28 protein-coding genes and 2 pseudogenes are annotated in these 25648 nt (G+C 72.2%); 15 read left to right on the top strand and 15 right to left on the bottom strand.

Features of this window, described 5'->3' with window-relative positions:
- The first annotated feature begins 283 nt into the window (after positions 1 to 283).
- From FRADC12_RS20950 to FRADC12_RS33910, 5 genes and pseudogenes are all read left to right on the top strand, one after another.
- A complete protein-coding gene (locus FRADC12_RS20950; RefSeq protein WP_232303935.1) occupies positions 284 to 1531 on the top strand; it encodes an acyl-CoA dehydrogenase family protein in 1248 nt (415 codons plus the stop codon).
- A 3-nt stretch (positions 1532 to 1534) separates the two neighbouring features.
- Positions 1535 to 2593 carry an acyl-CoA dehydrogenase family protein gene (locus FRADC12_RS20955; RefSeq protein WP_045877921.1) on the top strand — a complete coding sequence of 353 codons (1059 nt, stop codon included), beginning with the start codon at positions 1535 to 1537 and terminating at the stop codon, positions 2591 to 2593.
- 69 nt (positions 2594 to 2662) lie between these two features.
- Entirely contained in the window at positions 2663 to 3517 is an 855-nt protein-coding gene (locus FRADC12_RS20960) for an enoyl-CoA hydratase/isomerase family protein (protein ID WP_045877922.1), read from the top strand.
- A gap of 109 nt (positions 3518 to 3626) precedes the next feature.
- Positions 3627 to 3959 (top strand): annotated as a pseudogene (locus tag FRADC12_RS33905) (acetate--CoA ligase family protein); the annotation flags it as partial.
- A 101-nt stretch (positions 3960 to 4060) separates the two neighbouring features.
- Positions 4061 to 4348 (top strand): acetate--CoA ligase family protein, encoded by a 288-nt coding sequence (locus FRADC12_RS33910; RefSeq protein WP_045877923.1) that lies wholly within the window; start codon positions 4061 to 4063, stop codon positions 4346 to 4348.
- A 74-nt stretch (positions 4349 to 4422) separates the two neighbouring features.
- Here FRADC12_RS33910 and FRADC12_RS28620 read toward each other — a convergent pair whose 3' ends face one another.
- From FRADC12_RS28620 to FRADC12_RS21005, 8 genes are all read right to left on the bottom strand, one after another.
- Positions 4423 to 4995: an NUDIX domain-containing protein gene (locus FRADC12_RS28620; RefSeq protein ID WP_198152992.1), complete on the bottom strand. Its 573-nt coding sequence runs from the start codon at positions 4993 to 4995 to the stop codon at positions 4423 to 4425.
- Between the two features lie 167 nt (positions 4996 to 5162).
- Positions 5163 to 5612 carry a GNAT family N-acetyltransferase gene (locus FRADC12_RS20975; protein ID WP_045877924.1) on the bottom strand — a complete coding sequence of 150 codons (450 nt, stop codon included), beginning with the start codon at positions 5610 to 5612 and terminating at the stop codon, positions 5163 to 5165.
- A gap of 9 nt (positions 5613 to 5621) precedes the next feature.
- Positions 5622 to 6440 (bottom strand): helix-turn-helix domain-containing protein, encoded by an 819-nt coding sequence (locus FRADC12_RS20980; protein WP_045879959.1) that lies wholly within the window; start codon positions 6438 to 6440, stop codon positions 5622 to 5624.
- Between the two features lie 229 nt (positions 6441 to 6669).
- Positions 6670 to 7014 carry a hypothetical protein gene (locus FRADC12_RS20985; protein WP_045877925.1) on the bottom strand — a complete coding sequence of 115 codons (345 nt, stop codon included), beginning with the start codon at positions 7012 to 7014 and terminating at the stop codon, positions 6670 to 6672.
- A 249-nt stretch (positions 7015 to 7263) separates the two neighbouring features.
- Entirely contained in the window at positions 7264 to 8508 is a 1245-nt protein-coding gene (locus FRADC12_RS20990) for a CaiB/BaiF CoA transferase family protein (protein WP_045877926.1), read from the bottom strand.
- Between the two features lie 275 nt (positions 8509 to 8783).
- Positions 8784 to 9272: an FAS1-like dehydratase domain-containing protein gene (locus tag FRADC12_RS20995; RefSeq protein WP_045877927.1), complete on the bottom strand. Its 489-nt coding sequence runs from the start codon at positions 9270 to 9272 to the stop codon at positions 8784 to 8786.
- A gap of 8 nt (positions 9273 to 9280) precedes the next feature.
- Entirely contained in the window at positions 9281 to 9694 is a 414-nt protein-coding gene (locus tag FRADC12_RS21000; protein WP_045877928.1) for a Zn-ribbon domain-containing OB-fold protein, read from the bottom strand.
- Positions 9691 to 10182: a MaoC family dehydratase gene (locus FRADC12_RS21005; RefSeq protein WP_045877929.1), complete on the bottom strand. Its 492-nt coding sequence runs from the start codon at positions 10180 to 10182 to the stop codon at positions 9691 to 9693. The genes FRADC12_RS21000 and FRADC12_RS21005 overlap by 4 nt, the downstream gene beginning before the upstream one ends.
- Positions 10183 to 10424: 242 nt before the next feature.
- Between FRADC12_RS21005 and FRADC12_RS21010 the strand changes: the two genes are divergently transcribed.
- From FRADC12_RS21010 to FRADC12_RS21025, 4 genes are all read left to right on the top strand, one after another.
- A complete protein-coding gene (locus FRADC12_RS21010) occupies positions 10425 to 11570 on the top strand; it encodes a thiolase C-terminal domain-containing protein (protein ID WP_045877930.1) in 1146 nt (381 codons plus the stop codon).
- Between the two features lie 456 nt (positions 11571 to 12026).
- Complete coding sequence (locus FRADC12_RS21015) at positions 12027 to 12752, top strand: GntR family transcriptional regulator (RefSeq protein WP_045877931.1); 726 nt, start codon at positions 12027 to 12029, stop codon at positions 12750 to 12752.
- 355 nt (positions 12753 to 13107) lie between these two features.
- On the top strand, positions 13108 to 14319 hold the full coding sequence (locus FRADC12_RS21020) for an acetyl-CoA C-acetyltransferase (RefSeq protein WP_045877932.1): 1212 nt from the start codon (positions 13108 to 13110) through the stop codon (positions 14317 to 14319).
- Positions 14320 to 14343: 24 nt separating this feature from the next.
- Complete coding sequence (locus tag FRADC12_RS21025; RefSeq protein ID WP_045877933.1) at positions 14344 to 15153, top strand: SDR family NAD(P)-dependent oxidoreductase; 810 nt, start codon at positions 14344 to 14346, stop codon at positions 15151 to 15153.
- Positions 15154 to 15243: 90 nt separating this feature from the next.
- On the opposite strand, the gene FRADC12_RS21030 is transcribed toward FRADC12_RS21025, so the two are convergent.
- Together FRADC12_RS21030 and FRADC12_RS21035 are read right to left on the bottom strand one after the other, a co-directional pair.
- On the bottom strand, positions 15244 to 16173 hold the full coding sequence (locus FRADC12_RS21030; protein WP_045877934.1) for an aldose 1-epimerase family protein: 930 nt from the start codon (positions 16171 to 16173) through the stop codon (positions 15244 to 15246).
- 134 nt (positions 16174 to 16307) lie between these two features.
- Positions 16308 to 17057, bottom strand: a complete 750-nt coding sequence (locus FRADC12_RS21035) for an enoyl-CoA hydratase-related protein (RefSeq protein ID WP_045877935.1) — start codon at positions 17055 to 17057, stop codon at positions 16308 to 16310.
- Between the two features lie 669 nt (positions 17058 to 17726).
- Between FRADC12_RS21035 and FRADC12_RS21040 the strand changes: the two genes are divergently transcribed.
- Complete coding sequence (locus FRADC12_RS21040; protein WP_045877936.1) at positions 17727 to 19265, top strand: class I adenylate-forming enzyme family protein; 1539 nt, start codon at positions 17727 to 17729, stop codon at positions 19263 to 19265.
- 89 nt (positions 19266 to 19354) lie between these two features.
- On the opposite strand, the pseudogene FRADC12_RS30265 reads toward FRADC12_RS21040, so the two are convergent.
- From FRADC12_RS30265 to FRADC12_RS21050, 3 genes and pseudogenes are all read right to left on the bottom strand, one after another.
- Positions 19355 to 19627, bottom strand: a pseudogene (locus FRADC12_RS30265) (transposase); the annotation flags it as partial.
- A 96-nt stretch (positions 19628 to 19723) separates the two neighbouring features.
- Positions 19724 to 20014 carry a type II toxin-antitoxin system RelE family toxin gene (locus FRADC12_RS21045; protein WP_045877937.1) on the bottom strand — a complete coding sequence of 97 codons (291 nt, stop codon included), beginning with the start codon at positions 20012 to 20014 and terminating at the stop codon, positions 19724 to 19726.
- Entirely contained in the window at positions 20011 to 20310 is a 300-nt protein-coding gene (locus FRADC12_RS21050) for a type II toxin-antitoxin system Phd/YefM family antitoxin (protein WP_045877938.1), read from the bottom strand. The genes FRADC12_RS21045 and FRADC12_RS21050 overlap by 4 nt, the downstream gene beginning before the upstream one ends.
- A 320-nt stretch (positions 20311 to 20630) precedes the next feature.
- On the opposite strand from FRADC12_RS21050, the gene FRADC12_RS21060 reads away from it, so the two are divergent.
- Complete coding sequence (locus FRADC12_RS21060) at positions 20631 to 21746, top strand: NDMA-dependent alcohol dehydrogenase (protein ID WP_045877940.1); 1116 nt, start codon at positions 20631 to 20633, stop codon at positions 21744 to 21746.
- A gap of 141 nt (positions 21747 to 21887) precedes the next feature.
- Positions 21888 to 22565: a TetR/AcrR family transcriptional regulator gene (locus tag FRADC12_RS21065; protein ID WP_052711055.1), complete on the top strand. Its 678-nt coding sequence runs from the start codon at positions 21888 to 21890 to the stop codon at positions 22563 to 22565.
- 60 nt (positions 22566 to 22625) lie between these two features.
- Here FRADC12_RS21065 and FRADC12_RS21070 read toward each other — a convergent pair whose 3' ends face one another.
- On the bottom strand, positions 22626 to 22832 hold the full coding sequence (locus FRADC12_RS21070) for a helix-turn-helix transcriptional regulator (RefSeq protein WP_052711300.1): 207 nt from the start codon (positions 22830 to 22832) through the stop codon (positions 22626 to 22628).
- 82 nt (positions 22833 to 22914) lie between these two features.
- Between FRADC12_RS21070 and FRADC12_RS28625 the strand changes: the two genes are divergently transcribed.
- The 3 genes from FRADC12_RS28625 (at position 22915) to FRADC12_RS21085 (ending at position 24537) form a co-directional block, all read left to right on the top strand.
- Complete coding sequence (locus FRADC12_RS28625; protein WP_052711056.1) at positions 22915 to 23328, top strand: hypothetical protein; 414 nt, start codon at positions 22915 to 22917, stop codon at positions 23326 to 23328.
- 21 nt (positions 23329 to 23349) lie between these two features.
- A complete protein-coding gene (locus FRADC12_RS21080) occupies positions 23350 to 23895 on the top strand; it encodes a DUF1442 domain-containing protein (RefSeq protein WP_232303936.1) in 546 nt (181 codons plus the stop codon).
- A gap of 141 nt (positions 23896 to 24036) precedes the next feature.
- Entirely contained in the window at positions 24037 to 24537 is a 501-nt protein-coding gene (locus FRADC12_RS21085; protein WP_045877943.1) for a pyridoxamine 5'-phosphate oxidase family protein, read from the top strand.
- 42 nt (positions 24538 to 24579) lie between these two features.
- Here the strand turns inward: FRADC12_RS21085 and FRADC12_RS21090 are convergent, their stop codons facing one another.
- Positions 24580 to 25476 carry a sterol desaturase family protein gene (locus FRADC12_RS21090; protein WP_045877944.1) on the bottom strand — a complete coding sequence of 299 codons (897 nt, stop codon included), beginning with the start codon at positions 25474 to 25476 and terminating at the stop codon, positions 24580 to 24582.
- Positions 25477 to 25648: the final 172 nt, after the last annotated feature.

Raw genomic sequence — 25648 nt, forward strand, 5'->3', positions numbered from 1 at the left:
TCGATGTCGGCCTCGAGGCCCGGCCTCGCCTGGTCTGTCGCGAGGTCTGTCATGGCAATCGCACCGCCGATCCGGCTCGGTCGTCCTCTGTCGCTCTCGTCGCCCGCCCGACCCTGGCTGGCACCGCCCCGGCACTGCCTGGCCGTGGCCTGCCCACGTGGATAGAACGGGTTCCTGTTCTGGCCGCGCCGCGGCCCGTGGAACCCTGGCTCGACTCCAGCGCATAATGTATGCGATCTGCGTGGCCAACCGGTCGAGCCGCCGTCCGGTGGCGGGAGACCGGGTGCGTGTCGCCGGCGGCGGGGACGAGACGAGGTGGACGATGCGGCTGCGGGACTCCGAGTCCGACGCGAGGTTCCGCAAGGAGGTGCGCGCCTGGCTGGCCGAGAACTCGCCGGCCCTCGGGCCGCCGCCCCCCTACAGGGACTGGCCGGCCAAGAAGGCCTACGACCAGCGCTGGCAGCGGATGCTCTTCGACGCCGGATACGCGGGCATCGACTGGCCCGCGGCCTACGGCGGCCGTGGCGCCACCGCGTCCGAGCAGCTGATCTTCCTGGCCGAGTCGGCCGCGGCCGGCGCTCCCGACCTTGGCGTGCACTTCGTCGGCCAGCTGCACGCCGGTCCGACGCTGATCGCCGAGGCGACCGACGCGCAGCGGGCGTTCCACCTGCCCAAGATCCTGCGTGGCGAGTCGATCTGGTGTCAGGGCTTCTCGGAGCCGGGCGCGGGCAGCGACCTGGCCGCCCTGCGGACCCGCGCGGTCCGCGACGGCGACCACTACGTCGTCAACGGCAGCAAGATCTGGACGTCGTACGGCTTTGCCGCCGACTACTGCGAGCTGCTGGTCCGGACCGACCCGGACGCCGGCAAGCACCGCGGCATCAGCTGGCTGATCATGCCGATGGACACCCCCGGCATCGACGTCCGCCCGCTGCGCACGATCCAGGGCGAGAGCGAGTTCGCCGAGATGTTCCTCGACGACGTGCGCATCCCGGTCGAGAACCTCGTCGGCCGGGAGAACGACGGCTGGCGGGTCGCGATGGTGACCTTCAGCTTCGAGCGCGGCACGGCCCTCGTCCGCGAGCTGCTCACCGCGATGACCATGGTCGAGGAGCTGGCGGCGCTGGCGAAGACGCTTGGGCACGGAGCGCGAGGCACCGCCTGGGACGACGACGCGATCCGCCGGGAGATCGGCCAGGTCGCGGCCGAGCTGGACGCGATGTGGGCGCTGACCCGGCGCAACGTCACCCGGGCCGCCGGCGGTGGCGGAGTCCCGCCGGCAGGCGGTTCCGCGTTCAAGCTGACCTACTCGGAGGCGCTCCACCACTTCGGCGAGGTCGCCCTGAAGGTGCTGGAGCGTTACGCGGTCAGCCTCGACGACCTGGCGCTGCCCGGCGGCGCGACGCTGCCGGCCGGGCGGCACCTGCTGGAGCATCTGCACGCGTTCGCGATCAGCATCGGCGCCGGCACCTCGCAGATCCAGAAGAACATCCTCGCCGAGCGGGTCCTCGGCCTGCCCCGGGAGCGCTGAGCGATGCAGTTCGATCTTGACGAGGACTCCCTCGCCCTGCGGGCGACCGTCCGCGACCTGTGCGTCGAGTACCTCCCGCTGGAGCGGACCCGGGACTGGACGGACGCCGCGAGCTTCGGGCGGGACGCCTGGCGCACCCTCGCCGAGCTGGGCGCGTTCACGATGACCCAGCCGGCGCAGCGCGGCGGCCTCGAGCTGGGCGTCGCCGAGGCCGGCCTGGTCTTCCAGGTGCTCGGCGCCGAGCTGGTACCCGGGCCGCTGGTCGCGGCGGCGCTGGTCGCCGACCTGGACGACCGGGTCGCCACCGGCGAGGCCCTCGTGACCGTCGTGACCCGGCCACCCGCGGGCTCCGGGCCGACCCGCTCCGGCGGACCCTGGGTGATCCCGCATCTCGACCTCGCAGAGGCGGTCTACGTCCTCGACGACGAGGGCGTCTCGCGGGTCGAGGCCGCCGCGATCGACGGCCGCCTGGTGCCGAAACCACTCGACCCGGCGACCCCGGTCTGGCTGGCCGACGACGTCCCCGCCGGGGAGCGGGTCGGCGGCCCGGAGCTCGCGCGGGCGTGGCAGCTGCGCGGCTCGGTGCTCAGCTCGGCGCTGCTCGCCGGCAACGCCGAGCGGACCGTCGAGCTCGCCACCGCCTACGCCAAGCAGCGCGAGCAGTTCGGCCGGGCGATCGGCGGCTTCCAGGCGGTCAAGCACCTGCTCGCCGAGGCGTTCACCCGGGCTGAGGTCGCCCGGGTCGCCGTCGACGCGGCGGCTGTAGCCCTCGACGACGCGGCCCTCGGCGACGCGGCCGGCGACCCGGCCGACGACTTCGCCGACCCGACCGCGAACCCGGTCCGCGCCGTCGCCGGCGCCCGGGTGCTGGCCGCGCGGGCCGCGTCCCAGAACGCGAAGACGGCGATCCAGGTCCACGGCGGCATGGGCTTCACCTGGGAGACCACCATCCACCTCTTCCTGAAGCGGGCGTGGCTCGTGCAGAACGCGTTCACCACTCCCGAGGAGGCGGCCGACACGGTCGCGAACTCCCTCGCCCGACCGGACGCGGCGCGGCGGTGACCTCCCCTCGCCGCCGGGCCGGCCGTTCGTGCCGTAGCGACGTTCGTGCCGTAGAGAAAGGAACGCCGCATGACCAGCTCGGCCGTCATCGAAGGTGTCGAAGGGGCTGGCGTTCCGCCCCCGGAGGTCACGCTCGACATCTCCGACGGGATCGCCACGATCACGCTGAACCGGCCCGACGCCGGGAACGCGCTGACCGGCGACCAGCGCGAGGCGATCATCAGCTGGCTGGACCAGTTCAACGAGGACTCGACGGTCCGTTGCGTCGTGCTGACCGCGACCGGTCGGTTCTTCTGCACCGGTGCCGACCTGCGCAACTCGCCGCCGCCGCCGCGTCGGCCGGACGACGTTCCGGAAAAGCTTGTCGGCGACGTCCGGCGCAGCATGCTGCGTGGCGCGATCCGGCTGATCCACGCGATTCTCGACTGCGAGAAGCCGGTGATCGCCGCCGTCAACGGTACCGCCGCCGGCATCGGCGCCCACATCGCCTTCGCCTGCGACCTCGTGATCGCCACCGAGAAGGCGAAGTTCATCGAGGTCTTCGCGCGCCGTGGCCTGGCCGTCGACGGGCTGGGCACCTGGCTGCTGCCCCGGCTGGTCGGCCTCACCCGGGCGCGTGAACTGGTGCTGCTCGCCGAGGACGTGCCGGCGGCCCGGGCCGCCGAGATCGGGCTCATCACCCGGTCCGTGCCGGCCGAGGAGTTCGCGTCGACCGTCGCCGACATCGCGAAGCGGCTCGCGGACGGCCCGACCAGGGCGCATTCCGCCAACAAGTGGCTGCTCAACCGCTCCCTTGACGTCGACCGGCACACCCTCGCGCAGGAGGAGGCCTGGATCGTCGACGTCCTTTCCAACACCGTCGACGCAGGCGAGGGCGTCGCGAGCTTCGTCGAGCGCCGCCCCACCCGCTTCCGCGGCTTCTGACGACCGGCGAGTCGCCGAGTGCCGCCCCGAGAACCGACCGGGGCCGCGTTTCTCTCGATGGCCCGGCGACTGATCTCTCGGTGTCCGGCCCCGAAATAGGAGGTTGTTCATGCCCGAGCCGCAGCGCCCCGAACTGAGGTATGTCGACTGGTCGCGGCTGCTCTCCCCGGAGGTCGTGGCGAACTCGAAGAAGCTGCTCGCCGGCTATGGCATCCCCGTCGCCGGGGAGCGGGTCGTCGGCTCGGCCGACGAGGCCGCCGCGGCCGCGCGCGAGCTCGGCCTCCCGGTCGTGATGAAGATCGTGTCCGCCGGCATCGGGCACAAGTCGGACCTCGGCCTCGTCGTGGTCGGTGTCGCGGATGAGGCCGGTGTCCGGGCGACCTATGACCACCTGCTCGCCACCGCCGCGTCCGCCGCGCCTTCGGCGAGGCCCGACGGGGTGCTCGTCGCGCAGCAGGTCACCGACGCCGTCGCCGAGGTGATCCTGGGCCTGTCCCACCAGCACCCGTTTTCGGCCCGACCATCACCTTCGGCCTCGGCGGCGTGTTCACCGAGGTCTTCAAGGACGTCGCCTTCGCGGTCCCGCCGTTCGACGCCGACCGGGCTCGCCAGGTCATCGAGTCGACCAAGGGCGCGATGCTGCTCCGCGGCACCCGAGGACGCCCGGCCGGCGACCTCGACGCCCTGGTCGACGTCATCCTGCGGCTGCAGTCACTCGCGCAGGACCTCGGCGACTCGATCGCCGAACTCGACATCAACCCGATCCTGGTCCGCCCCGCCGGCAGGGGAGTGGTAGCCGTCGGCGCGCTCGTGATCCCGCCGGCGACCTGACGGTCGGGGCCGCGCTCGCGGGGCGCACCGGCCTCGCCTTCACCCGGTCCGAGCCGGCGCCCGGCCGCGTGTTCTCACGGCCTGGGCGCCGGGCGGCGGCCGGGGTCTGGCTCGTCGCGGCGTCCTGACCGGGCCGGCCGCGGCACCAGACGGCCGGCTGTGGCCCGGTCGAGGATGTCCGCGGCCAGGAGCCGGGTGCCGTCGGTCAGGTCCAGGCCCGGCAGGTCATCGGCGGCGACCCAGCGGAACAGCGGTCGCGGTCCCGCTCGGGTGACGGGGCATCCGACGTCGATGAGGCCGACGTACAGGAAGTCCACATGAATGTGCGGTCCCGGCTGCCGGTCGCCCGCGACCGGCTCCTGGACGATCCACCAGGGCAGTTGGATCGCCTTCTGCCTGCCTATCCCGAATCCGGCCGGCACCGGGACCTGATGGGGCGGGGCCACCAGGACGGCCGAATATCCGGTCTCGTCACGAACTGCCCGCAGTACGGCCTGAGCTGGATTCTCGTCCGGTTTGACGTGCCCGCCGGGAAGGGCCCACCGGGCTTCACCGGGGCGGCGAACCAGCTCCAGCACCCATCGGGCTTCCGTGGCCGGCCAGCGCAGCAGGAACATGCCCGCCGTGGTGTGACGAATCCTGTTCACGTTTCTAGTTCCCGAATCGCGAGGATCACGCGCCCGCGTGGCCGAGGCCGGTGTGGCCGCTGACCTCGGCATCGGTGACGGTAGCTACCGTTTTGTTCCTGTCAGCCGTTCAGCAAGGACCGTACTGGATCCAGGGCTGACCAAACATCAATCGTGACCGGAAGTCGTCAGCCCGCCGGTCTGACCCAGCGGCGCCATTCCGGCTGCGACGTGTAGCCCGCGTTTCGCCAGAAGGCGTGGCCGACGGCGTTGCCTTCGAGAACCATGGCGTCCAGCCGGATCGCGCCGAGCGCGGTCAGCCTCGTCGCGGCGGCGGCCAGCAGAGCCTGCGCGATGCCGCGCCGGCGAGCATCGGGGTGCACGGCCAGGCGGTAGAGATGGGCGCGCCAGCCGTCCCAACCGGCGATGAGGGTGCCGAGGATTCTGCCGTTCTCGCGCGCGACCAGGCAGGCCTCGCGGTCGCGGGCCAGCAACGCCTGGACAGCCTCGCGGGTGTCGGTCGGCCGGGCGTCGTTCTCCGCCGCTACCTCCCACAACCCGAGCAGCTCGTCCACGTCGGCGGGCGTCGCGTGGCCGATGACGATCGGTGGCGGCTCAACGGCATCCGAGATCTGCATTGCCCGAGCCTAGGGCTCGGCTGGCGGGGACAGGAGGGCGCCGGGAGGCGGCTGCCCTGGTTCCGGCTGGGTGCTCGGCCCCAGGTCCTGGGTGGTGAGGGGGCGGCCCGGCAGCGGGGCGGCGGGGTGGGCGCGCAGGCCGTCGAGGACGATCGCGCGGGCGCGCTCGAAGGCGATCTCGGCGTTCTCGTGGGGGGCGCGGTTCAGGCTGTAGGCGACCAGGGAGAGCAGGTTCGCGACGTCCCCCGCGCCGACGTCCGGGCGCAGCGAGCCCTCGGCCTGCGCCGCGCGGACCAGGCTGTCGAGCGTCTCGGAGTATTCCCGGCGGATCTGTTGGATCGACGGGTCCGCCTGCACCGCCGCGGCTGTCGCCGGTGAGAACAGGCTGGCCAGCCGCATCGTCAGCCGCAGCTCGCGTGGGCTGCTCAGGCTGTGTACCAGCGTCTCCCACGCTCGCCCTGGGCCTGCGGCGCCCGCCGAGCCGTCACCGGCGCAGTCGCCCACCGATGTGGCGGCTCCCGCGCCGGCGGAGCCAGTCCGGCCGTCGGCGCGGCCTGGCTCCAGGGTCTCGGCCTCCGCCGCGGCCACCGCGGTCCGGGCTCGGGCCAGCGCGGTCGCCAGGCTGTCGCGTACCACGGCGAGGACGAGGGCCTCACGGTCGGGGAACCGCCGGTAGAGCGTGCCGACGCCGACGCCGGCCAGCCGGGCGATCTCCTCCATCGGCACGTCGGGGCCGTCGTCGGCGAACGCCAGCTTCGCGGTGGCGATGATCCGGTCGCGGTTGCGGCGCGCGTCCGCCCGTAACCGGGTCTCGGGTCCCGTCGCCATGGCCATGCTCCCTTCCAGCACCATCTTGAGCCTCTTCGTGCTCACTCGTGAGCTGTGAAGGGCGGGCTCGTCACCGACCTCGACAGCAAGAGCGAGGCCACCACCTACCGCGCCGTCGGCAGCTGATCCGACCCGACCGCTGACCGAGCCCCGGCCGCGCTGTCCCGGCGGCCGGGCCGCTCGTTCCGCGTAGACGGACGCCGCTACAGCGCGGCCGGAAACCCCATCTTCATCCCGGGAAGATGTCCGCCGCGGTGACGACGAGCGTGTCCAGCGGGGCGTTGCGGACCTGCTCGCGGGCGCAGTAGGAGAGTCGAAGCGGCGTGTCGGCCATTTCCGCCTCCGTGGCTCCAACGGTGGCGACGAGCAGGTCGCGAGCCTTGTCAGTCAGCCTGGGGGCGAGGCGGCGCGCGTCCACGGACCGGGCCCATTTCGCTTCGCCGAAAAGGATCGGATGGCGCGCTCGCCCGGCGAGAACGACGGCGTCGATCTGGTCGGTGCCGGCGGAGTTCCAGTATCTACGCGGGGCGTTACATACCAGGGCCGCGGCAAGATAACAGTCCAGATTGATCAAACTACACTTCCAGTCTGGTCGGGCCTGGAGAAGTGCTTAGAGTTGATCAGGAAACCCAGCAACCACAGGCGGTTCACGTCGCTGCCGGCCTATCCGTGCCGGCCGAATCCGACTACCTTGAGTAGTCATGCACTGCCGAGAGCGATCTCGCCGCAGCCCTGGTTACATACGCACCACGTAAGTTACGCACCACGTAAGTTACGCACCACGTAAGTTACGTCCCACGTAAGCAAGTCGGCGGCCGGTAGGTCAGATGACGCCGTCGGCACGGAGGGCGGCCAGGTCGTCGGGGGTGCGGCCGAGCTCGGCGAGGATCGACGTGGTGTGGGCCCCGAGGGCGGGGATGCCGCCCATCGGGAAGGTCCAGTCCTTGTTCACCGGGGGCGGGAGGACCGCCCGGATCGGGCCCGCGGGGCTGGCGACCTCGCGCCAGCGGTCCCGGGCCGCCAGGTGCGGGTGGTCGACGACGTCCGGCACGGTGTTCAGCCGGGCGTTGCCGATACCGGCCTTGTCGAGCTGCTCGCGGGCGTCCGCGAGCGTGACGCTGCGGGCCCAGGCGGCGAGGTGCACGTCGAGCTCGGCCCGGCGGCGGACCCGGCCGTCGTTCTCGGTGAACCGCTTGTCCTCGGCGAGGCCCGGGCTGCCGAGGATCTCACGGGCCAGCCGCTGCCACTCGCCGTTGTTCGTCGTGCCGAGCACGAGCACCTGGCCGTCCTTGGTGCGGTAGTTGCCGTAGGGCGAGACCGCGGGGGAGCTGACGCCGTTCGGCTCCTGGACGAGGCCCGAGCCCATGGTGAAGTTCAGCGCGTAGCCCATCCATTCGACCGCCGCGTCGAACAGGCTCACCTGGATCGCGGCGCCACGGCCCGTCGCGGTGCGGGCGTGCAGCGCGGCGAGCACGGACGTGAGGGTGTACATGCCGCCGCCGATGTCGGCGAGTGGGATGCCGGCCTTCGCCGGGTGGCCCTCGTGGCCGGTGATCGCGCACGAGCCGGACTCGGACTGGACCAGTAGGTCGTAGGCCCGCTTGTGCGAGAGCGGGCCGCCGTCACCGTAGCCGGAGATGTCCACGGCGATGATCCGCGGGAAGCGCTCCACCAGCTGCTCGGCGGCCAGGCCCCGGCGGGCGGCGGCGCCGGGCGCCAGGTTCTGGACGACGACGTCCGCCTTCGTGAGCAGCTCCTCCAGCGCCGCGGCACCGCGTGGGTCGCGCAGGTTGACGGCGAACGACTCCTTGCCGCGGTTCAGCCAGGCGAAGTGCGCGCCGAGCTCGCCATGCCAGGCCCCGTCGTAGGAGCGCGCCATGTCGCCGCCGTTGGGGTTCTCCACCTTGATGACCCGGGCGCCGAAGTCGGCCAGGTGCCGCGTCGCCAGTGGTGCGGCGACGGCCTGCTCGAAGCCGACGACGAGCAGCCCGGCGAGCGGCAGCGTGCCCGGCCCGCCCTGGGCAGCGGCGGGGAAGGCGGACTCGGTCGTCGAGGCGGAAGTCGTCACGTTCGCATGATTTCGTGACCTGCCCTCTCCCGCATTCCGCCCGGGTGCTCCCCGGCCAAATGCGACCACCACCACGGCGATCGTCCGGAACCGGGCGCTGAGCGCCCTTCGCGGACCTCCCAGATCGACTCCGTCGATCCGGCAGGAAGCCCGGCTCCGCCTGTCGGGCGCTGAGCGACCTTCGCGCCCCTGATCTCCTGGAGCCGGAAATCCGAGGCCGATCTCGATCCACGGGAACACCGCGATCTGGCGCCGCGAACGGCCGGAGCCAGCCGTCAGGCCCGATGGAGCAGGGTCATGGCCTCGGTGACGAGGAGCTCGCCCGCCTCGTCGTGGGTGTCGGTGCGGATCCGGATGAAAGTCAGCTGCTTGCCACGGCTGTTGGTGGTGACGCGGACGTCCTCGATGCGGCCGGTGAGCCGGACGGTCGAGCCGGCCAGCACTGGGCGGTGGTAGGTGAACTCCTGCTCGGCATGCAGGATCAGCCCGCCGTCCGCGCGCAGCGAGGCGATGACCTCGGCGACGTCGAGGGCGCCCGCGGGCCGGCCGGGCTGGAGGTCCTCGAAGGCGCCGAGCAGCCGCGCGGCGAAGGTGAACGTCGGCGGGGCGGGGATGGCATCGAAGCCCGCGGCGGCGGCGGCGTCGGCGCGGCGGTAGACCGGCGAGGTGTCGGTGACGGCCGCGGCGAAGTCGGTGACGGCGCCGCGCTCCACGACGACGGTCGCCGCCGGCAGCTCGGCGCCGATGAGGCCGGTGACGGTCACGATGATCCTCAGCCGGGGATGCGGAAGACAGGGATGGTCAGGCCGGCCTCGTCGTCGTGCTGGAAGTCGACCGTCAGCCGCATGCCGATGGCGAGGCCCGCCTCGGCCGCGTCGACGATCGTGCTCTCCAGCCGAGGGCCCTCGTCGAGGTCCACGATCGCCGCGAGGTACGGCACCCTTGCCTTGAACGGAGGCAGGTCGTTCGACCGGACCTCGGACCAGGTGTACAGGGTGCCGGTGCCGGCCGCCTTCTCCCAGCTGACGTTCTCGCTCCAGCACGCTGGGCAGAACGGCCGCGGGTACAGGTGCGCCTTCCCGCAGTCGCCGCAGCGGCGGATCAGCAGCTCGCCCTTGCGGGCCGCCTCCCACCAGGGAGCGGTCTCCTCCTCGATCGTCGGCAGGTCGAACCGGGGGCCGCTCATGCCCGACTCCTGGTCTGGGGTGCGCTCGCCGTCGGCGCGTCGGCGGGCCGGCGGGCCGGGGACGCCACGGCGGAGCCGGCGACGACGGTGGCCCCGTCCGCGTTGACGACCTGGCAGTCCAGCTCGACCAGGCCGGTCGCCTCCTCCCTGCCGGTGACCGTGATATCGGTCGACAGGACGTCGTCCGGCCAGGCCTGGGTGGTGAAGCGGACCTTGTAGTTACGCAGGTTGCCGATGCCGACGAGATCGGTCAGCGCCGTCGCGAGCAGGCCAGCGCTGAACATGCCGTGGCCGAAGACGCTCTTCATCCCGGCGGCGCGGGCCCGCTTGTCGTCGTGGTGCATCGGGTTGAAGTCGTGGGACGCGCCCGCGTAACGGACCAGGTCCGTGCGGGTCAGCCGCAGCGTGCGGACCGGTGCCTTGCCGCCGGCCTCGAGGTCCTCGAAGAAGACGGCCTCCTTGGAGGCAGCCGGAATGCCGTCGCTCATGCGCTCTCCCGCCGGATGCCGCGGCCCGTTCGTGCTCGGCCCGCTCGTTCTGGACCCGGTTGTTCTGGACCGGGCTGCTCCGAACCCGGTCGCGCTGGAGGGGTGCCCGATCCCATAATCGCATAGTATATACAAACTGCGGCGCGGGTGCGGCCGAGCGGCTGACCAGGGCGGCCGCGGTCGGAGTGATGACCTGGGCTGCGAAACGGGCAGCCGGAGCTGGAAGAGCCGCGGGAGGGCGTATGCCGGGCGAGGTGGCTGTCGTCGGGGCGGCCCTGTCGGACTGCGGGCGGGTCGACACTATGACGCCGTTCGCGCTGCATCACCAGGCGGCGGCGCGCGCGCTGGCCGACGCGGGGCTCAGTCACGCCGACGTCGACGGCTTCGGCTCGACCGGGCTGGGCGTGCTCCAGCCGGTCGAGCTCGCCGAGTACCTGGGGCTGCGGCCGACGTGGGTCGACTCGACAGGCGTCGGCGGGTCGACCTGGGAGGTCATGGTCGAGCACGCCGTCGATGCGATCAGGGCCGGCACCGCGAAGACCGTGCTGCTGGTCTACGGCTCGACGGCCCGCGCCGACATCAAGAAGCGGCTGCGTACGGCGAACCTGTCGCTGTCCAGCCGCGGCCCGAGCCAGTTCGAGGCGCCGTGGGGCCACACGCTGATCGCCAAGTACGCGATGACGGCGCGGCGCCACATGCACGAGTTCGGCACGACGATCGAGCAGCTCGCGAACATCGCCGTGGACACCCGCTACAACGCCGGGCTGAATCCCGACGCGATGTACCGGGATCCGATGACCGTGGACGACGTCCTGTCGGCGCAGATGGTCGCGACGCCGTTCACGAAGCTGCACTGCTGCATTCGCAGCGACGGCGGCGGGGCGGTGGTGCTGACGGCGGCGGACCGGGCCGCGGACCTGCCGCACCCGGTCGTGCGGGTGCTCGGCACTGGCACGGCCAGCAACGTCACGACGATGTCCGAGTGGACCGACTTCACGATCTCGCCGGCGGCCGTGTCCGGGAAGCTCGCGTTCGAGCGGGCCGGTCTGACCGCGCGAGACGTGGACGTCTGCGAGTTCTACGACTCGTTCACCTCGACCGTGCTGCTCACCTTCGAGGCGCTCGGCTTCTGCGAACGGGGTGAGGGCGGGGCCTACCTCGAGGGCGGGACCATGCGGGTCGGCGGTCGGATGCCGACCAACACCGACGGCGGCGGGCTGTCCTCCTGCCAACCGGGCATGCGCGGCATCTTCCTTCTGGTGGAGGCCGTGAAGCAGCTGCGCGGCGAGGCCACCGGCCGGCAGGTGCCGGAGGCCCGGGTGGCGTGCGTGAACGGCACCGGCGGCTGGTTCTCCTCGGCGTCGACGGTGCTTCTCGGCGTCGACTAGTCGCCCGACTGATACTTGTTGCTGCCGTAAGATTGGATATAGTATTCACGATCATTATCCGGTCTGGCGCGACAGATCCCGCGTGGCCCGGTGACCCACCCACGGGGAGCCGATCCAGTCGCTGGCGACCTCTGGTGCACCGGGACGGGACGGGGACGACTGAGTCGGTTCGTTTCCGGGCAGCTTTCGTGCGCGACGGGCGATGCCTGGCGGCGAACGCCCGCGGGGCCGACAACCGGCCTTTGCGGCGTCTCGCTCGATCAGTGTGAAGCGTCACAGGACTACCTGGACGTGATGGATCTAATGCGCGCCCCGAACACGGAGGTCGGCGTCGTAGGCGGGGTACGGTCGTATACTTCCTGCAACTTCGCGGTCCGCTGCTCGCGACTTGGCTCGACCACAGGTGAACGGGCGCGCACAACGGACGCTCTCGCCATCAGTTGAAGGAGCACGGTCATACCTCCCAACCGTCGGACGGCGACCGCCGTAAGCCCGCTTTCGCATCATGCCCCGGGCAAACGGTCCGTCGTCGACCGCAGGAGCAGCGGAAGCCAGGTCGCCGACCATATCCGGAGCCTGATCTTCGCCGGCACGCTCCGCCAGGGTGACCACGTCCGCCAGGACGAGATCGCGGAGGAGCTGGGCGTCAGCCGTATCCCCGTGCGCGAGGCGATGATCGCGCTGGAGAGTGAGGGCTGGATCTCGATCGAGCCGCACCGCGGCGCGTTCGTGCACGGCCTGGACCTGAACTCGGTTCGCGATCACTACGCGCTGCTCGGCCAGCTCTATGGGCTGGCCGCCGAACGGGCGACCGAGCGTGGTGACGAGGAAGGGATCGAGGCCCTGTCCGCGGCCGAGCGCGCGCTGCGCGCCGCCGAGGATCCGGAAGACATCCTGCACGCGAACGAGGCGTATATCCGGCAGATTTTCACGATGGCCCACTCGCCGCGGCTGTCGTCGTTCGGCCGGCTGATGACCGGGGTCATTCCGGGAAACTTCTTCGCGCTCGTCCCCGGCACGATCCAGCCGCAGAAGCGGGGCATTACCGCCGTCAACCGGGCCATCAAGGCCGGCAATGGGGTGAAGGCGTCCCAGGAGTTCGTGCGGATGCTGCGCGGCCACGGCGACCTCGTCGTCGACCTGCTCCAGTCCCGGAACATCCTCTGGGCGCCGGAGAAATAGGCCCGCCCGACGGCCCTCGCCTCGCCCGTCCCGGCACCGGGACGGGCGAGGCGGTTCTGGTTGGTGCCCCCAGTTCGTTGGTGCCCTGGCTCAGCGCTTGTCGTAGGCGATACCCGCCGCCTCGGCATCCCATGTGGCCGGTCGGTGGCAGGCCAGCACGCTGTCGCCGCTCGCGCACGGCGCGGCCCGCCGTCGGAGCGCATTCCGGGGCAGAGCGTCGGCACGGATACCGGGCGGCAAGCCGATCGGGAGCCTGCCGTCGCCCCACCCGGCTAACGTGCGGGCGGGGGCCGGATGCCCGTGGCGGGCGAGACCGCCCGGGTGGCCCGAGTCGGTCTGGTGGTGGAGGGACCTCATGCGTGACGCCGTGATCTGTAGCCCGGTGCGGACGCCGGTCGGTGGGTATGGCGGTGCGCTGCGGCCGCTCGCCGCCCACGAGCTGGGCGCGGCCGTGCTGCGCGGCCTGGTCGAGCGGACGGGCCTGGGCCCCGCGGACATCGACGACGTGCTGTTCGGCTGCTGCTACCCGTCGATGGAGGCCCCCGCGCTCGGCCGGGTGGTCGGGCTCGACGCCGGCCTGGGCGTCGAGGTCCCAGGCCTGCAGCTCGACCGGCGCTGCGGGTCCGGCGTGCAGGCGATGACGCTGGGCGCGATGCAGGTACAGACCGGCGTGGCGGACCTGGTCGTCGCCGGCGGCGCCGAGAGCATGAGCAACGCGCCGTTCTTCTCCCACGAGGGCCGCTGGGGCATCCGCGGCGCGGGTCTGACCTTTCACGACGCGCTCGCCCGGGGCCGCGTCACCGCGGGCGGCCGCGACTTCCCGGTCCCCGGCGGCATGATCGAGACGGCGGAGAACCTGCGCCGCGAGTACGGCATCTCCCGCGCCGAGCAGGACGAGCTGGCGCTTCGCTCGCACCAGCGCGCCGTCGCCGCGCAGCGGTCCGGCCTGTTCGACGACGAGATCATCGCGGTGACCGTCCCGGGCAAGAAGCAGGATGTCGTCGTCACCGCCGACGAGCACCCCCGCCCGGACAGCTCGCTGGAGACCCTGGGCCGACTCAAGCCGATCATGGGTAAGACGGACCCCGAGGCCACCGTCACCGCCGGAAACGCCAGCGGCCAGAACGACGGCGCCTCGGCCTGCGTCGTCACCCACCCGGCCGAGGCCGAGCGGCTCGGGCTGCGCCCGCTGGCCCGGCTCGTCTCCTGGGCCGTGGCCGGCGTGCCGCCCCGGACGATGGGCATCGGCCCGGTCCCGGCGACCGCCAAGGCGCTGGAGCGTGCCGGCCTGAAGCTCGCGGACATGGACCTGATCGAGCTCAACGAGGCCTTCGCCGCCCAGGTGCTGGCCTGCACCCGTGAGTGGGGTTTCACCGAGCGCGACTGGGACAGGTTCAACGTCAACGGCTCGGGCATCTCGCTCGGCCACCCGGTCGCCGCCACCGGCGGCCGGATCCTCGCCACCCTGCTGCACGAGATGCACCGCAGGGACGCTCGCTACGCCCTGGAGACGCTGTGCATCGGCGGCGGCCAGGGCATCGCCGCTATCTTCGAGAAGATCGACTGACCGCGTTCGCGGGGAGGAACAGGAATGGATCTGGGTCTGGGCGGCGCGGCCGTCGTCGTCAGCGGTGGCTCGAAGGGGATGGGCCGGGCCGCGGTCGAGTGCTTCGCCCGGGAGGGCGCCCGGGTGGCGATCCTCGCCCGCGGCAGAGCGGCGCTCGACGAGACCGCCGAGCGCGCGCTCGCGCTCGGCGCGGCCGAGGCGTTCGGCGTCGGCACCGACCTCACCGACAGCGCCGCGGTGACGGCGGCCCTCGACGAGGTCGGTGCCCGGTGGGGCGCGCTGAACGTGCTGGTCAACGCGGCCGGCCCAGTCGAGGCCGGCGTCAAGGGCTTCGAGGGCTCGGACGACGCCGAGTGGATCGCCACGCTGGAGATCGGCACCCTCTCGGCGGTGCGCACCGTCCGCGCCGCCCTCCCGCTGCTGCGCGCCGCCGAGTGGGCCCGCATCGTGAACGTCTCGGCACACTCGACCCGGCGCCAGTCGCCCAGACTGATCGCGTACACGGCGTCGAAGGCGGCGCTGACCAGCCTCAGCAAGAACCTGGCGCAGACCCTCGCGCCCGAGGGGATCCTGGTCAACACGGTCTCGCCCGGGTCGTTCCTGTCCGAGGGGATGAAGCGCTACCTGCGGAGGCTGCCGGCCGAGCGCGGCATCGACCCGGACAGCCTCGCCGACACGATGCGCGTGATCAAGGAGGACTTCGGTCACCCGGCGTTCCTGCCGCGGGCCGGCGACCCGGCCGAGATCGGCCCGGTCATCGCGTTCGCCGGCTCCCGCGTCAACTCCTACATGACCGGCGCCGACATCAACGTCGACGGCGGCAGCGACTTCTGATCCGAGCCGCGACTGGTTTGGGTGGCCGCAGGGGAAGCTGACCGGGTAGCTCAAGGATCCGAGAACGCGGCGCGGATCCAGCGGGCCGGCCTACAGGGCCGGGCTGATGCCCCAGCTGCCGCCGAAGCTCTCGCCTGGTTCGAGGATACGCAGGCCGTGGCCGCTGTTGAAGGCGTCGGCGGGGCAGGTCTGCGGCTCGACGGCGATGCTGCGCCGCCGCTGGTCCACGCTGAGCGTGTCGCCGGTGAACACCTGGATGTACTCCCAGGCCTGGTCCATCCAGACGGTGACCGAGCCGCCGTCGCCCGCCAGAATGACCCTGGCCCGGCCGTCCGGGCCGCGGCGCAGCTCCGAGAAGCAGTGGTCGATGACGAGGTCGCCGACCTGGCGGGCGGAGCGGAAGTCGTACGGCCCGTCGGCGATCTTCTCGTCGCCGGTCGGGATCAGGGCGTCGTCCACCAGCAGCCGCCGCTCGGCCGGGACTGTGAGCAGGGTGTCGTCCGCGCGCGCCGGCGTGCCGTGCGGCCCGGGGACGAAGAGGTAGGGGTGCGCGCCCATGCCGACCGGGGCGGGGCGGCCGCTCAGGTTGGTCGCCGTCATCGTCACGGTCAGGCCGTCGTCCGCGAGGACGTAGGCCGCCCGGAACGCGACGGTGAACGGGTAGCCGCTCTGCGCCCGGACGGTGAAGGACGCGGCGGCCGCGGCTGGGCCGGCCCGCTCCAGCTCCCAGGCCGACCAGCGGCCCAGGCCGTGGATGGCGTTGCCGGTCTTCGCCTCGCTGATCGCCAGCTGCTGGGCCGCGCCGTCCCAGCGGTAACGGCCCCCGGCGATCCGGTTCGGCCACGGCACGAGCAGCTGGCCGCGCCCGTGGCTGGCCATGGCGTTGACGGGATAACCGTCGAGCACGGCGACGCCGCCGACCCGGTAGGCACGCGGGCCGCCGCCGACCTCGACGATCGTGACCGAGGCGTCCGCGTGCACGAGCTCCAGCTGACGCCCCGACGGCGCGATCGGATCCATCGGGCCAGTATCGCGGCCTCGTCGCGGAGCGTCCGCCGGACGACCCGACGTTCTTGGTTATGTCGCGCGGTCCGTATGGGCCGGGCCTCCCCGAGCCCGGGCCGGTGGCCCGGGCTCGGGGAGCGCGGGGAAGGTCAGTGGCCGACCCAGTTCGGCTTGCGCTTCTGGGCGAACGCGGTCGCGCCCTCCTTGGCGTCGTCGCTGGCGAAGACGGGGGCGATGGCCTTGTTGATGGCGTCCCAGTCGGCGGCCGGGACCTCGCCGAGCATCAGCGCCTTGGTGCACTCGACGGCGAGCGGCCCGTTGTCGGCGATGGCCTCGGCGACCTCCAGCGCGGCCGAGAGCACCTCGGCGGCGGGGACGACCCGGCTCAGCAGGCCCACCTCGTAGAGCCGGGAGGCGGTGACCGGCTTGCCGGTGAGGCCCAGCTCGAGCGCGAAGGCGAGCGGGACCCGGGTGGGCAGCCGGGTACCGCCGCCGCCGGCGACGAGGCCGCGGCTCACCTCGGGCAGGCCGAACTTCGCGGTCTCGGCCGCGACGATGATGTCGCAGAACATCGCCAGCTCGAAGCCGCCGCCGAGCGCGGTCCCGTTGACGGCCGCGACGACCGGCTTGGGGAAGGCCTGGCGTCTGAGAACGCCCAGGCCGGGGCCCTGCACCTTCATGGCGCCCGGGGTCATGAACGCCTTGAGGTCCATGCCGGCACAGAAGATCTTCTCGCCGGCGGCGGTGAGAACCACCACCCGGACCTCGGAGTCCTTCGCCGCCTCCTCGAAGGCGTAGCCGATCCCGGTCATCGTGGCGCCGTCGAGCGAGTTGCCGGCCTGCGGCCGGTTGATCGTGACGACGGTGATCGGGCCGCGCCGTTCGACGTCGACGGACATGGGCAGCTCCTTCGCGGGACGCCCGCCGGGATTCTCGCGAGGCCGGCGGGGCGCGGAATGTCGGGGTGACGTGGTCGCGCCTGAGGGCACTGGCCGCCGTGGGGGAGGCCTTCCGCGACCCCAGCGGTCATAGAATCACATTCTCGCTTGGCGGAAAAGTGATACCGCCTGGCGATAGTGATAGCTTGCTAGTCCGGCGGCCAACCAGCGGGCCGTGGCGGCCCTGGTGGGGTTGATAGCCGGACAATCTGAAACTGGATTCTATCGCTGGCCGGTTGACCGTTCCAGCTAGCCGTCGGGTGCCCTGGCTGGCTGTTCCCTGTCGTCCGGGCTGGTCCCGGCCATCTGCCGGGCTGGTCGGCGCGGCCTCCGCGTAGCACCATAGAACGGAAATTCGGCGCGCTCACCGCCGGTTTGATGTGATTGGCAATCGTTTTGGCGAGCACCTGATGATCGCGTCCACGCGCCGGCCGGCGGCCGGCGGCTCAGGTCCGATTGGCCGGGCTGTGACGATCGCTTCGAACGGTTGCGCGGGTAGACCGGGGGGTGCAAGCGTCTAACCACCGACTGCCCTGAGCTGGGCATGGGTCCCCGACACCGCGCCCGAGGGCGCCCGCTGGGGACGCTCGGTTCGGATGTTCCGGTGACCCTTAAGGAGCGGGAGTACGGATGACGATCGCGATGCTGCTGGACATGGCCCGCGGCGCCTACGGCGACCGAGTCGCCCTGGGCTCGCGCTCCGGCGGCGGGCTGTCGTATGAGGAGGTCGGCTCCCGGGCCGCCGCCGGCGCCGCCGCGATCAGGGAGTCGGGCGCCGAGCGGGTGGTGTTCGTCGGCGTGAACGGGCCGGCGTTCCCGGTCCTGCTGTTCGCCGCCGCGTCGGCCGGGGTGCCGATCGCCCCGCTGAACTACCGGCTGTCCGCCGACCAGTTGCGCGGCCAGATCGGCCAGCTCGGCCGGGCTCTCGTCGTCGCCGACACTGCCTACCTGGACACCTTCAGCGGTATCGAGGGCGTGGCGGGCCTCGTCAGCACCGAGGACTGGTTCGCCGCCTCCGCGACCCCGGCCGAGGGTGCCGACCCGTTCGCGGACCTCGACCCGCCGGACGTCGACCCGGACGCGACCGCGGTGCTGCTGTTCACCAGCGGCACCACGTCCGCGCCCAAGCGGGTCATCCTGCGGCACTCGAACCTGGTCTCCTACGTGCTCGGCACGGTCGACTTCGCCTCGGCCGAGGAGGACGACGCCATCCTGGTGAGCGTCCCGCCCTACCACGTCGCCGGCATCGGCACCGTGCTGACGAACCTCTACTCCGGCCGGCGGATCTGCTACCTGCCGAACTTCGAGGCGCAGACCTGGCTGGGCCTGGTGCGGTCCGAGCAGATCACCAACGTGATGCTGGTGCCGACGATGCTGGTGCGCGTCGTCGAGACGCTCGGTGGCAAGCCGGCCGAGACCCCGCACCTGCGCTCGATCGCCTACGGCGGCGCCCGGATGCCCGGCAAGGTGCTCGAGGCGGCTCTCGGCGCCTTCCCGGAGACCGGCTTCGTCAACGCCTACGGCCTCACCGAGACCTCGTCGACGATCGCGGTCCTCGGCCCGGACGACCACCGCGAGGCGTTCGTGAGCGACGACCCGGCGGTCCGCGCCCGGCTCGGCTCGGCCGGGCGCCCGGTGCCCGGCGTCGAGTTCGAGATCCGCGACGAGGCCGGCACCCCGGTCGGCGTCGGCGAGCCCGGCCTGCTGTGGGTCCGCGGTGAGCAGGTCTCCGGCGAATACGAGGGCCTCGGCTCGGTGCTGGACGCCGAGGGCTGGTTCCCGACCAAGGACGGCGCCTACGTCGACGCCGATGGCTACGTCTTCATCACCGGCCGTAGCGACGACACCATCATCCGGGGGGGCGAGAACATCGCCCCGGCCGAGATCGAGGACGTCCTGGGCCGGCACGAGAAGCTGCGCGACGTCGCCGTCTACGGCGCTCCCGACGACACCTGGGGCCAGCGGATCGTGGCCGCGGTCGTGCTGCACGACGGCGAGACCGCGACGGCCGAGGAGATGCGCGGCTACGTCCGCGGCAAGCTGCGTAGCTCCAGGACCCCGGACGAGGTCGTCTTCCTCGGGGAGCTTCCCTACACGCCCACCGGGAAGCTGCTGCGCAACCAGGTCGCCGCGCTCGTCGCGGACCAGGCGGAGTCCGTCGGGTCCTGAGGCCGTCGCCCCGGTCCGCCGCGGTGGACCGGGGCCCGCCCGGTGGACCGGGGCTGTGCGGGGCGGCCGCGCGGCGGCCGTCGCCGAGTAGGCGCGGTGTAGATTTCCTTCATGGCCTGCACGACGGCTTTCCGGTCGCTGTAGGAGACGAAACGCATCGCGTTGCGGGTCACGTGTACTACTACGCATGTCTGGACCACGGTCTCGGGAAACCCCGCGACGGCGGCCTCGGGCAGCCCGGTGAGCCCGTCGCAGCAGACGATCAGCAGGTCGCGCACGCCACGGTTACGCAGGTCGGCCAGGACCTTCTGCCAGAACTTCGCGCCCTCGGTGTCCTGGATCCAGCAGCCCAGGGCGTGCTTGCGCCATTTCTGGTGATTTCCGGTGATTTGCCGGTGGTTGACCGGCGGCCGGATGCCCCTGCCAGCCGTTGCCGGGACTGTCCGGAGTCGACGTCATCAGCGCGGTCGGTAGAGGTCGAGGCGATGATCAACTTCAAGAACATGCACGGTTCGGGCATCGTCGTCGATGCGGTAGACGATGCGGTATGTGCCGCGTCGGGCGCCGTGGCACCCTTTGAGCGGGCCGAACAGCGGCTTGCCGACGCGGTACGGGTTCGTGGCCAGGGCGGCGTCGCAGAACTCGAGGACGGCGGCGGCGACCGGTTCGGGCAGCCGTTCGGCCAAGGCTCGCCGGGCGGCCGGTTGGAAACGTATGGCGTAGGGTTCGGGGCTCCCGCCGGAGTTCATGCTCCGGTGACTCGGCGGCGGGCCACCTCGGCGCGCATGGTAGCGAGATTCACACCCTGCTCGCCGCGGCCGAGTGCCGCCAGGCTCTCGGTGATCCGTCCGACGGCCTCGGTGTCGCTGAGGATCTCGAGTGTCATCTCGAGACCCTCGAGGTCGTCGACGGAGACGATGACGGCCTCGGCTTCGCCGTTGCGGGTCAGCGTGATCCGTTCGTGCTGGTGGCGTACGCGACGGGCCAGGGCGGACAGGTGGGTCTTGGCTTCGGACAACGGGACGGATGTCGCGTCGATCGTCATGGCTCGAAGTCTAGTCCGGATTGGTCAGAATTTCGACCAGCAGCGTGCGACCGGTCGCGTCACCGGTAAGAGTGCGGCGGTCCGGACGGGCGGGTGAGTACCGCGCGCGCATGTCTTCGGGGAGGGATGCGAAGAGGTCCGTCGCGGGTGCGCCGCCCTGTAGCGTGCGAGACGACGAGAGGCGAAGGTGCCTGGTAGGCGGCATGATCGCTCCGCCGTGGCAGGCCACGGAACTGGGCCACCTGTTTCCGTCGATCTGGCCACCATCAGAGGGCGCCTCGCCGGACAGCCGTCGCTGAGCGCAGGGAAGGACAGCTGGCATGGTCAGCACGCGGGCGGCGCTGCTGTTCGGCATCGGTCAGGATTACAAGATCGAGACGGTCGAGGTCGACGAGCCCCGGGCGGGCGAGGTCCTCATCGAGCTGCACGCGACCGGGCTGTGCCACTCCGACGAGCATGCGCGCACCGGCGACGTGCCGATGCCGCACTATCCGGTGATCTGCGGCCATGAGGGGGCCGGCGAGGTGGTCGAGGTCGGCCCGGGTGTCTCCTCGGTCGCGCCCGGCGACCACGTGGCGATGTCGTTCATCCCGTCCTGCGGGAGGTGCCGGTCCTGCCGGTCCGGCCGCGGGTACCTCTGCGACGACGGCATGAAGCTGTTCGACCTCGGGATGATCACCGACGGCCGGGTCGCGCACCGGATCGGCGCCGAGCCGGTGGCCCGGTTCACCCAGCTGGGCGCGTTCGCGGAGCACCAGCTGCTCGCCGAGTCGAGCGTCGTGAAGATCGACCGGGATATCCCGTGGACCGCCGCGGCGCTGGTGTCCTGCGGCGTGGCGACCGGGTTCGGCTCGGCCGTCAACCGGGCCGAGGTGCGTCCCGGCGACACCGTCGCGGTGCTGGGTGTCGGTGGCGTCGGCATCAACGCCGTGCAGGGCGCGAAGATCGCCGGCGCTCGCGAGATCATCGCCGTCGACCCCGTCGCGTTCAAGCGGGAGCAGGCCGAGCGGTTCGGCGCGACGCACGTCTACGCCTCGCTTGAGGAGGCGATCGCCGGCGTCAGGGCCCTCACCCGGGGCCAGATGTGCGACGCGGTGATCTGCACGTTCGGCGTCATGCTCGGCAGCCTGCTGGAGCCCGCGCTGACGTTGACCGCCAAGGGCGGCATCTGCGTGGTGACGTCGGTGGCCCCGATGGCCCAGAGGCAGGCCGACGTCAACCTGTTCACGATGGCGATGATGAACAAGGAGATCCGCGGCTGCCTGTTTGGCTCCAGCAGCCCGCGGGCGCAGATCCCGAAGCTGCTCGACCTCTACCGCGCCGGCATCCTCAAGATCGACGAGCTGGTCACGAAGACCTACAGCCTCGACCAGGTCAACGAGGGCTACGCCGACCTCGACGCCGGCCGCATCCTGCGCGGGGCGCTCGTCTTCTAGGCTGCCGGCCGTGGCGCGTCGCGACCCGGCTTGTCCAGCGCGGCCTGGCAGGTCGTGATTCGGCCCGCGCGCCCTGTCCGTACTGCCGTTGAGTCGGGCGCAGAATGGTATTTCCGTCTTGGGGGAACTATATTTCCCGGTGTGACGACCACCGGCGCGGCCCGCGCGCGGCCCGCGCGGGACACTCGCGCGGTGGACTGGGAGCAGCTGCCTGACACCGTACGGGCCGCGGTGGACCGGGCGCTCGGGCGCGCGCAGCAGGACGCGCTCGAGGAGATCGAGCAGATCCTCGACGCCGCGATGCGGGTGGTCGAGCGGATCGCGCCGGCCGAGCCCCGCGTGGCCGACATCGTCGCCGAGGCGGGCACGTCCAACCAGACCTTCTACCGGTACTTCGCCGGGAAGAACGAGCTGCTGCACGCCGTGATGGAGCGTGGCGTGCAGCGCACCCGTTCCTACCTGCGCCACCAGATGTCGAAGCAGACCGAGCCCGCCGGCCAGATCGCCGCCTGGGTCGAGGGCCTGCTCGCGCCGCTGGCCCGGCCGGACCAGGCCCGGCCGGACGCGGCGCTCAGCCGGCTGTCGGTCAGCGGGAACCCGGCGGGCCGGGCGGTGCTCGACGACCAGCTCGGCGAGCTGCTGATCGCCCCGTTCGCCGCGGCCGGCCGCCCGCATCCCGAGCTCGACGCCCGGGTCATCCAGCGCGCGGCGATCGGCACCCTGGCCCGCCACGTCGGCGCCGGCACCGTCCCCGACGAGCAGGAGTGCCGCCACCTCATCGACTTCTGTTCGGCGATCGGCCGGAAGCCGGGCGCTTAGCGCCCTCCCGGCCGGTGGCCGGGTTCGGGGTTGCCTGGCGCTGCCGGATTCGGGGTTGCGTTACTCGGGGTCGTCGTCTGGGGCCGCCTCCTCGTCGGGGAGGGCGTCGGGGCGGTGGGCGGTCAGCCAGCCGTCGACGTCGGACTTCCGCCAGATCCGCATGTGGTCGGCGAAACCGGCCGGAACCGGGAAGGACGGGCGACGGGTGAGCTGGTAGGCCCGCGTACGCGACACCTTCAGCCGCCTCATCAGGTAACCGATGGTCACGAAGCGCTCCACGGCGCGGACGCTAGAACCGACGGGTGCGACACTGTCAGCTACGGCAGTGCCAGGAGCGTCAGGAGAGGCGATGCGTAACCCGAATCAGGCCGGCAACGAGGAACAGACGGGAGCGGTCGACGCCAATCCACCGACCGCGCCGCATGACACCCGAGGACCCAGGACGAAGCGCTCCGCGCTGGCATCCAGGCTCGGCCCGCGGGGAGCCCGGTCATGGCCGGGCGAGCCGCCCTGGGCGCAGGAGGTCGCGGAGGCGGTCCTCGCGGCTACCCCGACGGACGACCCTGTGTCGAGCGGGCCGGCCGGGCGCGTCGAGGCCGCCGAACCCGAGGCAGAGCCCGCCGGGCCGGCCGACGCGGACGCCCCGGCCGTGCCTGACCTGGCCGAGGACGAGGACGAGGACGAGGACTTCGCGGCGTCCTTCTTCTGGCCGTCCGCCACGGGCGACGGGCCGGCCCGGCCCTGGCGCTCGCTGTTCCGCTGACCACCACCGATGAACAGGGGGATGAACGAGATGGTCACCAGGGTGCGGCTGGACGTCGCGCGGATCGACGTGCCCGGCGTCGGGGCGGCCGGGGGTGCCCGGCGGACCGAGCTGGTGAGCCTCGCGCTGCCGGACCGGGCGGGGCTGCTGCTGCAGCGCCGCGCCGCCGAGGCGGACCGGTCGGACAAGCTGCTGGCGAAGCGCTCGCGTGACGTCGTCGGCGAGCTGCGGGCCGACCTGCACTTCATCGAGCTGCGCGGCGGCGAGCTGGCCCGGGTGGCGCTGAGCATGGCGCGGCTGGGGCACGTCGGCGCGGTCGTCGTGTGCCCTGCGGGCGTGTCGCCGGGGCGGACGGCGCTCGCGCTCGCGGTCGCCGACCTGCTGCGCGACCGGCGGGCCGCGCGGGCTCCGGTGGTGACCTGCGCGGTCTGCCCGCCCCTGGGCATGGGCCGCACGGCCGTTCCGCACGAGGTCCGCGTCGAGGTGGACGGGCGGGCACAGTACCGGGTCGTCTGGGAGCTGCTCACGTGGGAACAGGTCCCGACGTGGCTCGCGGGTCTGCGCTAGTGAGGGCCGATGGGCGGTGCCGGGTCCGGCGGCAGTTCGGGCGTCGGGGCGGTGGGGCGCACTAAAGTCGCAGGCGGGGACGGGCCAACCCGGATGCCGACAGACCCAGAGGTTCCGGGCCAGCGACGAAGGGCGGCGAGGATGAGTCTCGAGACCGCGACGGACGGCCAGGCCGCGCCGCGCCCGCAACGGCGCGGCCGGCGGATCGCGATGACACCGGCGGAGATCGACGCGTTCCTCGCCGACGAGCGGACGTGCCGGGTGTCTACCGTGGGTGCCGACGGGGCTCCCCACACCTCGGCGCTGTGGTTCGTGTGGGATGGCTCGGCGTTCTGGCTCAACAGCATCGTGAAGAGCCAGCGCTGGACCGACCTGAACCGCGATCCGCGGGTCTCGGTCATCATCGACACCGGCCACGGCTTCGGGGAGCTGCGCGGCGTCGAGCTGATCGGCAAGGTCGCACAGGTGGGCGAGGTGCCGCGGACGGGCGAGGCGGCCAACACCGAGCTGCTCGCCGAGCCGGAGCGGCTCTTCGGCGAGAAGTACGGCAACGGCAAGTTCCACATCGACGGCCGGCACGCCTGGCTGAAGCTCGTCCCGGAGAAGATCGTCAGCTGGGACTTCCGCAAGACCGGGTTCTAGGCGCCACTCACGGCCGGCGGTGAGGCCCGCCGGCCTGAGGCGTCACGCGGGGCGGGGTGACCCGGCCGCTGGCCGCGCCGCGGCACCGGCGACGTCCGCGTCGGCCGGCCGCTGGACCGGGCGGATCTCCGGATGGGCGGCGGCCGGCGAGACGGGCACGTCCTCGCGCGCTGGGCTGGTGCGCAGCACCAGGTCGGCGAGCGGGGACGTGACGCCGAGCCAGTAGCGCTCGTTGCGGTAGTGGTGCAGCCGGTGGCTGCGCCAGATCCGCCGGTACAGCTCCGACCTGGGCTGGTAACGAGTGTGGATCAAGAAATGGGTCCAGTCGTAGGCCAGCACCGCGACGCCCAGGCACAGCATCCCGGTCGAGACCCGCGGTGAGCCGACTGCCCCGGCGGCCAGCGCCAGGGCGCCCGCGCCGAGCACGTCCTGGCCGCGCATGAACATCGAGTTCAGGTTCGCCGGGTCCTGGTGATGCTGCGCATGGCCCCAGCCGGCGCTCTGGTAGGCGGCGCGGCCGAACCGGCCGGTCGGCGTCGCGTGCAGCACGTAGCGGTGGATGCCCCACTCGACGAACGGCTGCGCGGCGGCGAAACCCAGGGCGACCGCGGCGTCGGAGCGGCGGAAGTCCCCGCGTGCCAGCCGCGTCGCCGCCAGCGTGCCGACGACGCCGAGCAGCACCGGCGGGCGCGGGTGGGCCAGGAACCGGCGGGCGGCGCCGGGAAGCGTGCTGATCTCGGTGGCCCGGCCGTGCGGTCCGGGCGGGTCGATCCGCTGGAGAAGCTGGCGGTGGCGCAGCCGCGCGGCCGCGCGCAGCCCGCGCGCGCGGGTGATGACGGGACCGTCGTCGGCCCGGGCGTGCCTGACCGTGCCGACCAGCAGGGAACCAGCGGGGCCCAGCCGCCGTGCGACCGACCGCGGGCCGAAGCCGTTAACCATACAGTGGACTGTACGTGGCCGTCAGGTGTCGAGCTGGGGACTGTCCCGCGACGGGAAGAATGGCACGTATACGCGGAATGCTCCTGCTCTGACCGTCGCCCTGTGTCTGACCTGCGGTGTCGCCCGCCGCGCCCGGCCGGGACTCGACCCGTCGGCCGGCGCGAGCCGGTCA

This window comes from Pseudofrankia sp. DC12 (assembly GCF_000966285.1).
GTDB lineage: Bacteria > Actinomycetota > Actinomycetes > Frankiales > Frankiaceae > Pseudofrankia.

What these genes read in the sequence shown, in the direction of transcription:
- FRADC12_RS20960 (WP_045877922.1), top strand. Translation starts at nt 2,663, where the DNA reads ATGACCAGCTCGGCCGTCATCGAAGGTGTCGAAGGGGCTGGCGTTCCG.
- FRADC12_RS21090 (WP_045877944.1), bottom strand. Translation starts at nt 25,476, where the DNA reads ATGGTTAACGGCTTCGGCCCGCGGTCGGTCGCACGGCGGCTGGGCCCC.
- FRADC12_RS21025 (WP_045877933.1), top strand. Translation starts at nt 14,344, where the DNA reads ATGGATCTGGGTCTGGGCGGCGCGGCCGTCGTCGTCAGCGGTGGCTCG.
- FRADC12_RS21035 (WP_045877935.1), bottom strand. Translation starts at nt 17,057, where the DNA reads ATGTCCGTCGACGTCGAACGGCGCGGCCCGATCACCGTCGTCACGATC.
- FRADC12_RS21060 (WP_045877940.1), top strand. Translation starts at nt 20,631, where the DNA reads ATGGTCAGCACGCGGGCGGCGCTGCTGTTCGGCATCGGTCAGGATTAC.
- FRADC12_RS20975 (WP_045877924.1), bottom strand. Translation starts at nt 5,612, where the DNA reads ATGCAGATCTCGGATGCCGTTGAGCCGCCACCGATCGTCATCGGCCAC.
- FRADC12_RS21030 (WP_045877934.1), bottom strand. Translation starts at nt 16,173, where the DNA reads ATGGATCCGATCGCGCCGTCGGGGCGTCAGCTGGAGCTCGTGCACGCG.
- FRADC12_RS28625 (WP_052711056.1), top strand. Translation starts at nt 22,915, where the DNA reads ATGCGTAACCCGAATCAGGCCGGCAACGAGGAACAGACGGGAGCGGTC.
- FRADC12_RS21085 (WP_045877943.1), top strand. Translation starts at nt 24,037, where the DNA reads ATGAGTCTCGAGACCGCGACGGACGGCCAGGCCGCGCCGCGCCCGCAA.
- FRADC12_RS21040 (WP_045877936.1), top strand. Translation starts at nt 17,727, where the DNA reads ATGACGATCGCGATGCTGCTGGACATGGCCCGCGGCGCCTACGGCGAC.
- FRADC12_RS21080 (WP_232303936.1), top strand. Translation starts at nt 23,350, where the DNA reads ATGAACGAGATGGTCACCAGGGTGCGGCTGGACGTCGCGCGGATCGAC.
- FRADC12_RS21000 (WP_045877928.1), bottom strand. Translation starts at nt 9,694, where the DNA reads ATGAGCGGCCCCCGGTTCGACCTGCCGACGATCGAGGAGGAGACCGCT.
- FRADC12_RS21010 (WP_045877930.1), top strand. Translation starts at nt 10,425, where the DNA reads ATGCCGGGCGAGGTGGCTGTCGTCGGGGCGGCCCTGTCGGACTGCGGG.
- FRADC12_RS21050 (WP_045877938.1), bottom strand. Translation starts at nt 20,310, where the DNA reads ATGACGATCGACGCGACATCCGTCCCGTTGTCCGAAGCCAAGACCCAC.
- FRADC12_RS21045 (WP_045877937.1), bottom strand. Translation starts at nt 20,014, where the DNA reads ATGAACTCCGGCGGGAGCCCCGAACCCTACGCCATACGTTTCCAACCG.
- FRADC12_RS20980 (WP_045879959.1), bottom strand. Translation starts at nt 6,440, where the DNA reads ATGGCGACGGGACCCGAGACCCGGTTACGGGCGGACGCGCGCCGCAAC.
- FRADC12_RS20955 (WP_045877921.1), top strand. Translation starts at nt 1,535, where the DNA reads ATGCAGTTCGATCTTGACGAGGACTCCCTCGCCCTGCGGGCGACCGTC.
- FRADC12_RS21005 (WP_045877929.1), bottom strand. Translation starts at nt 10,182, where the DNA reads ATGAGCGACGGCATTCCGGCTGCCTCCAAGGAGGCCGTCTTCTTCGAG.
- FRADC12_RS21020 (WP_045877932.1), top strand. Translation starts at nt 13,108, where the DNA reads ATGCGTGACGCCGTGATCTGTAGCCCGGTGCGGACGCCGGTCGGTGGG.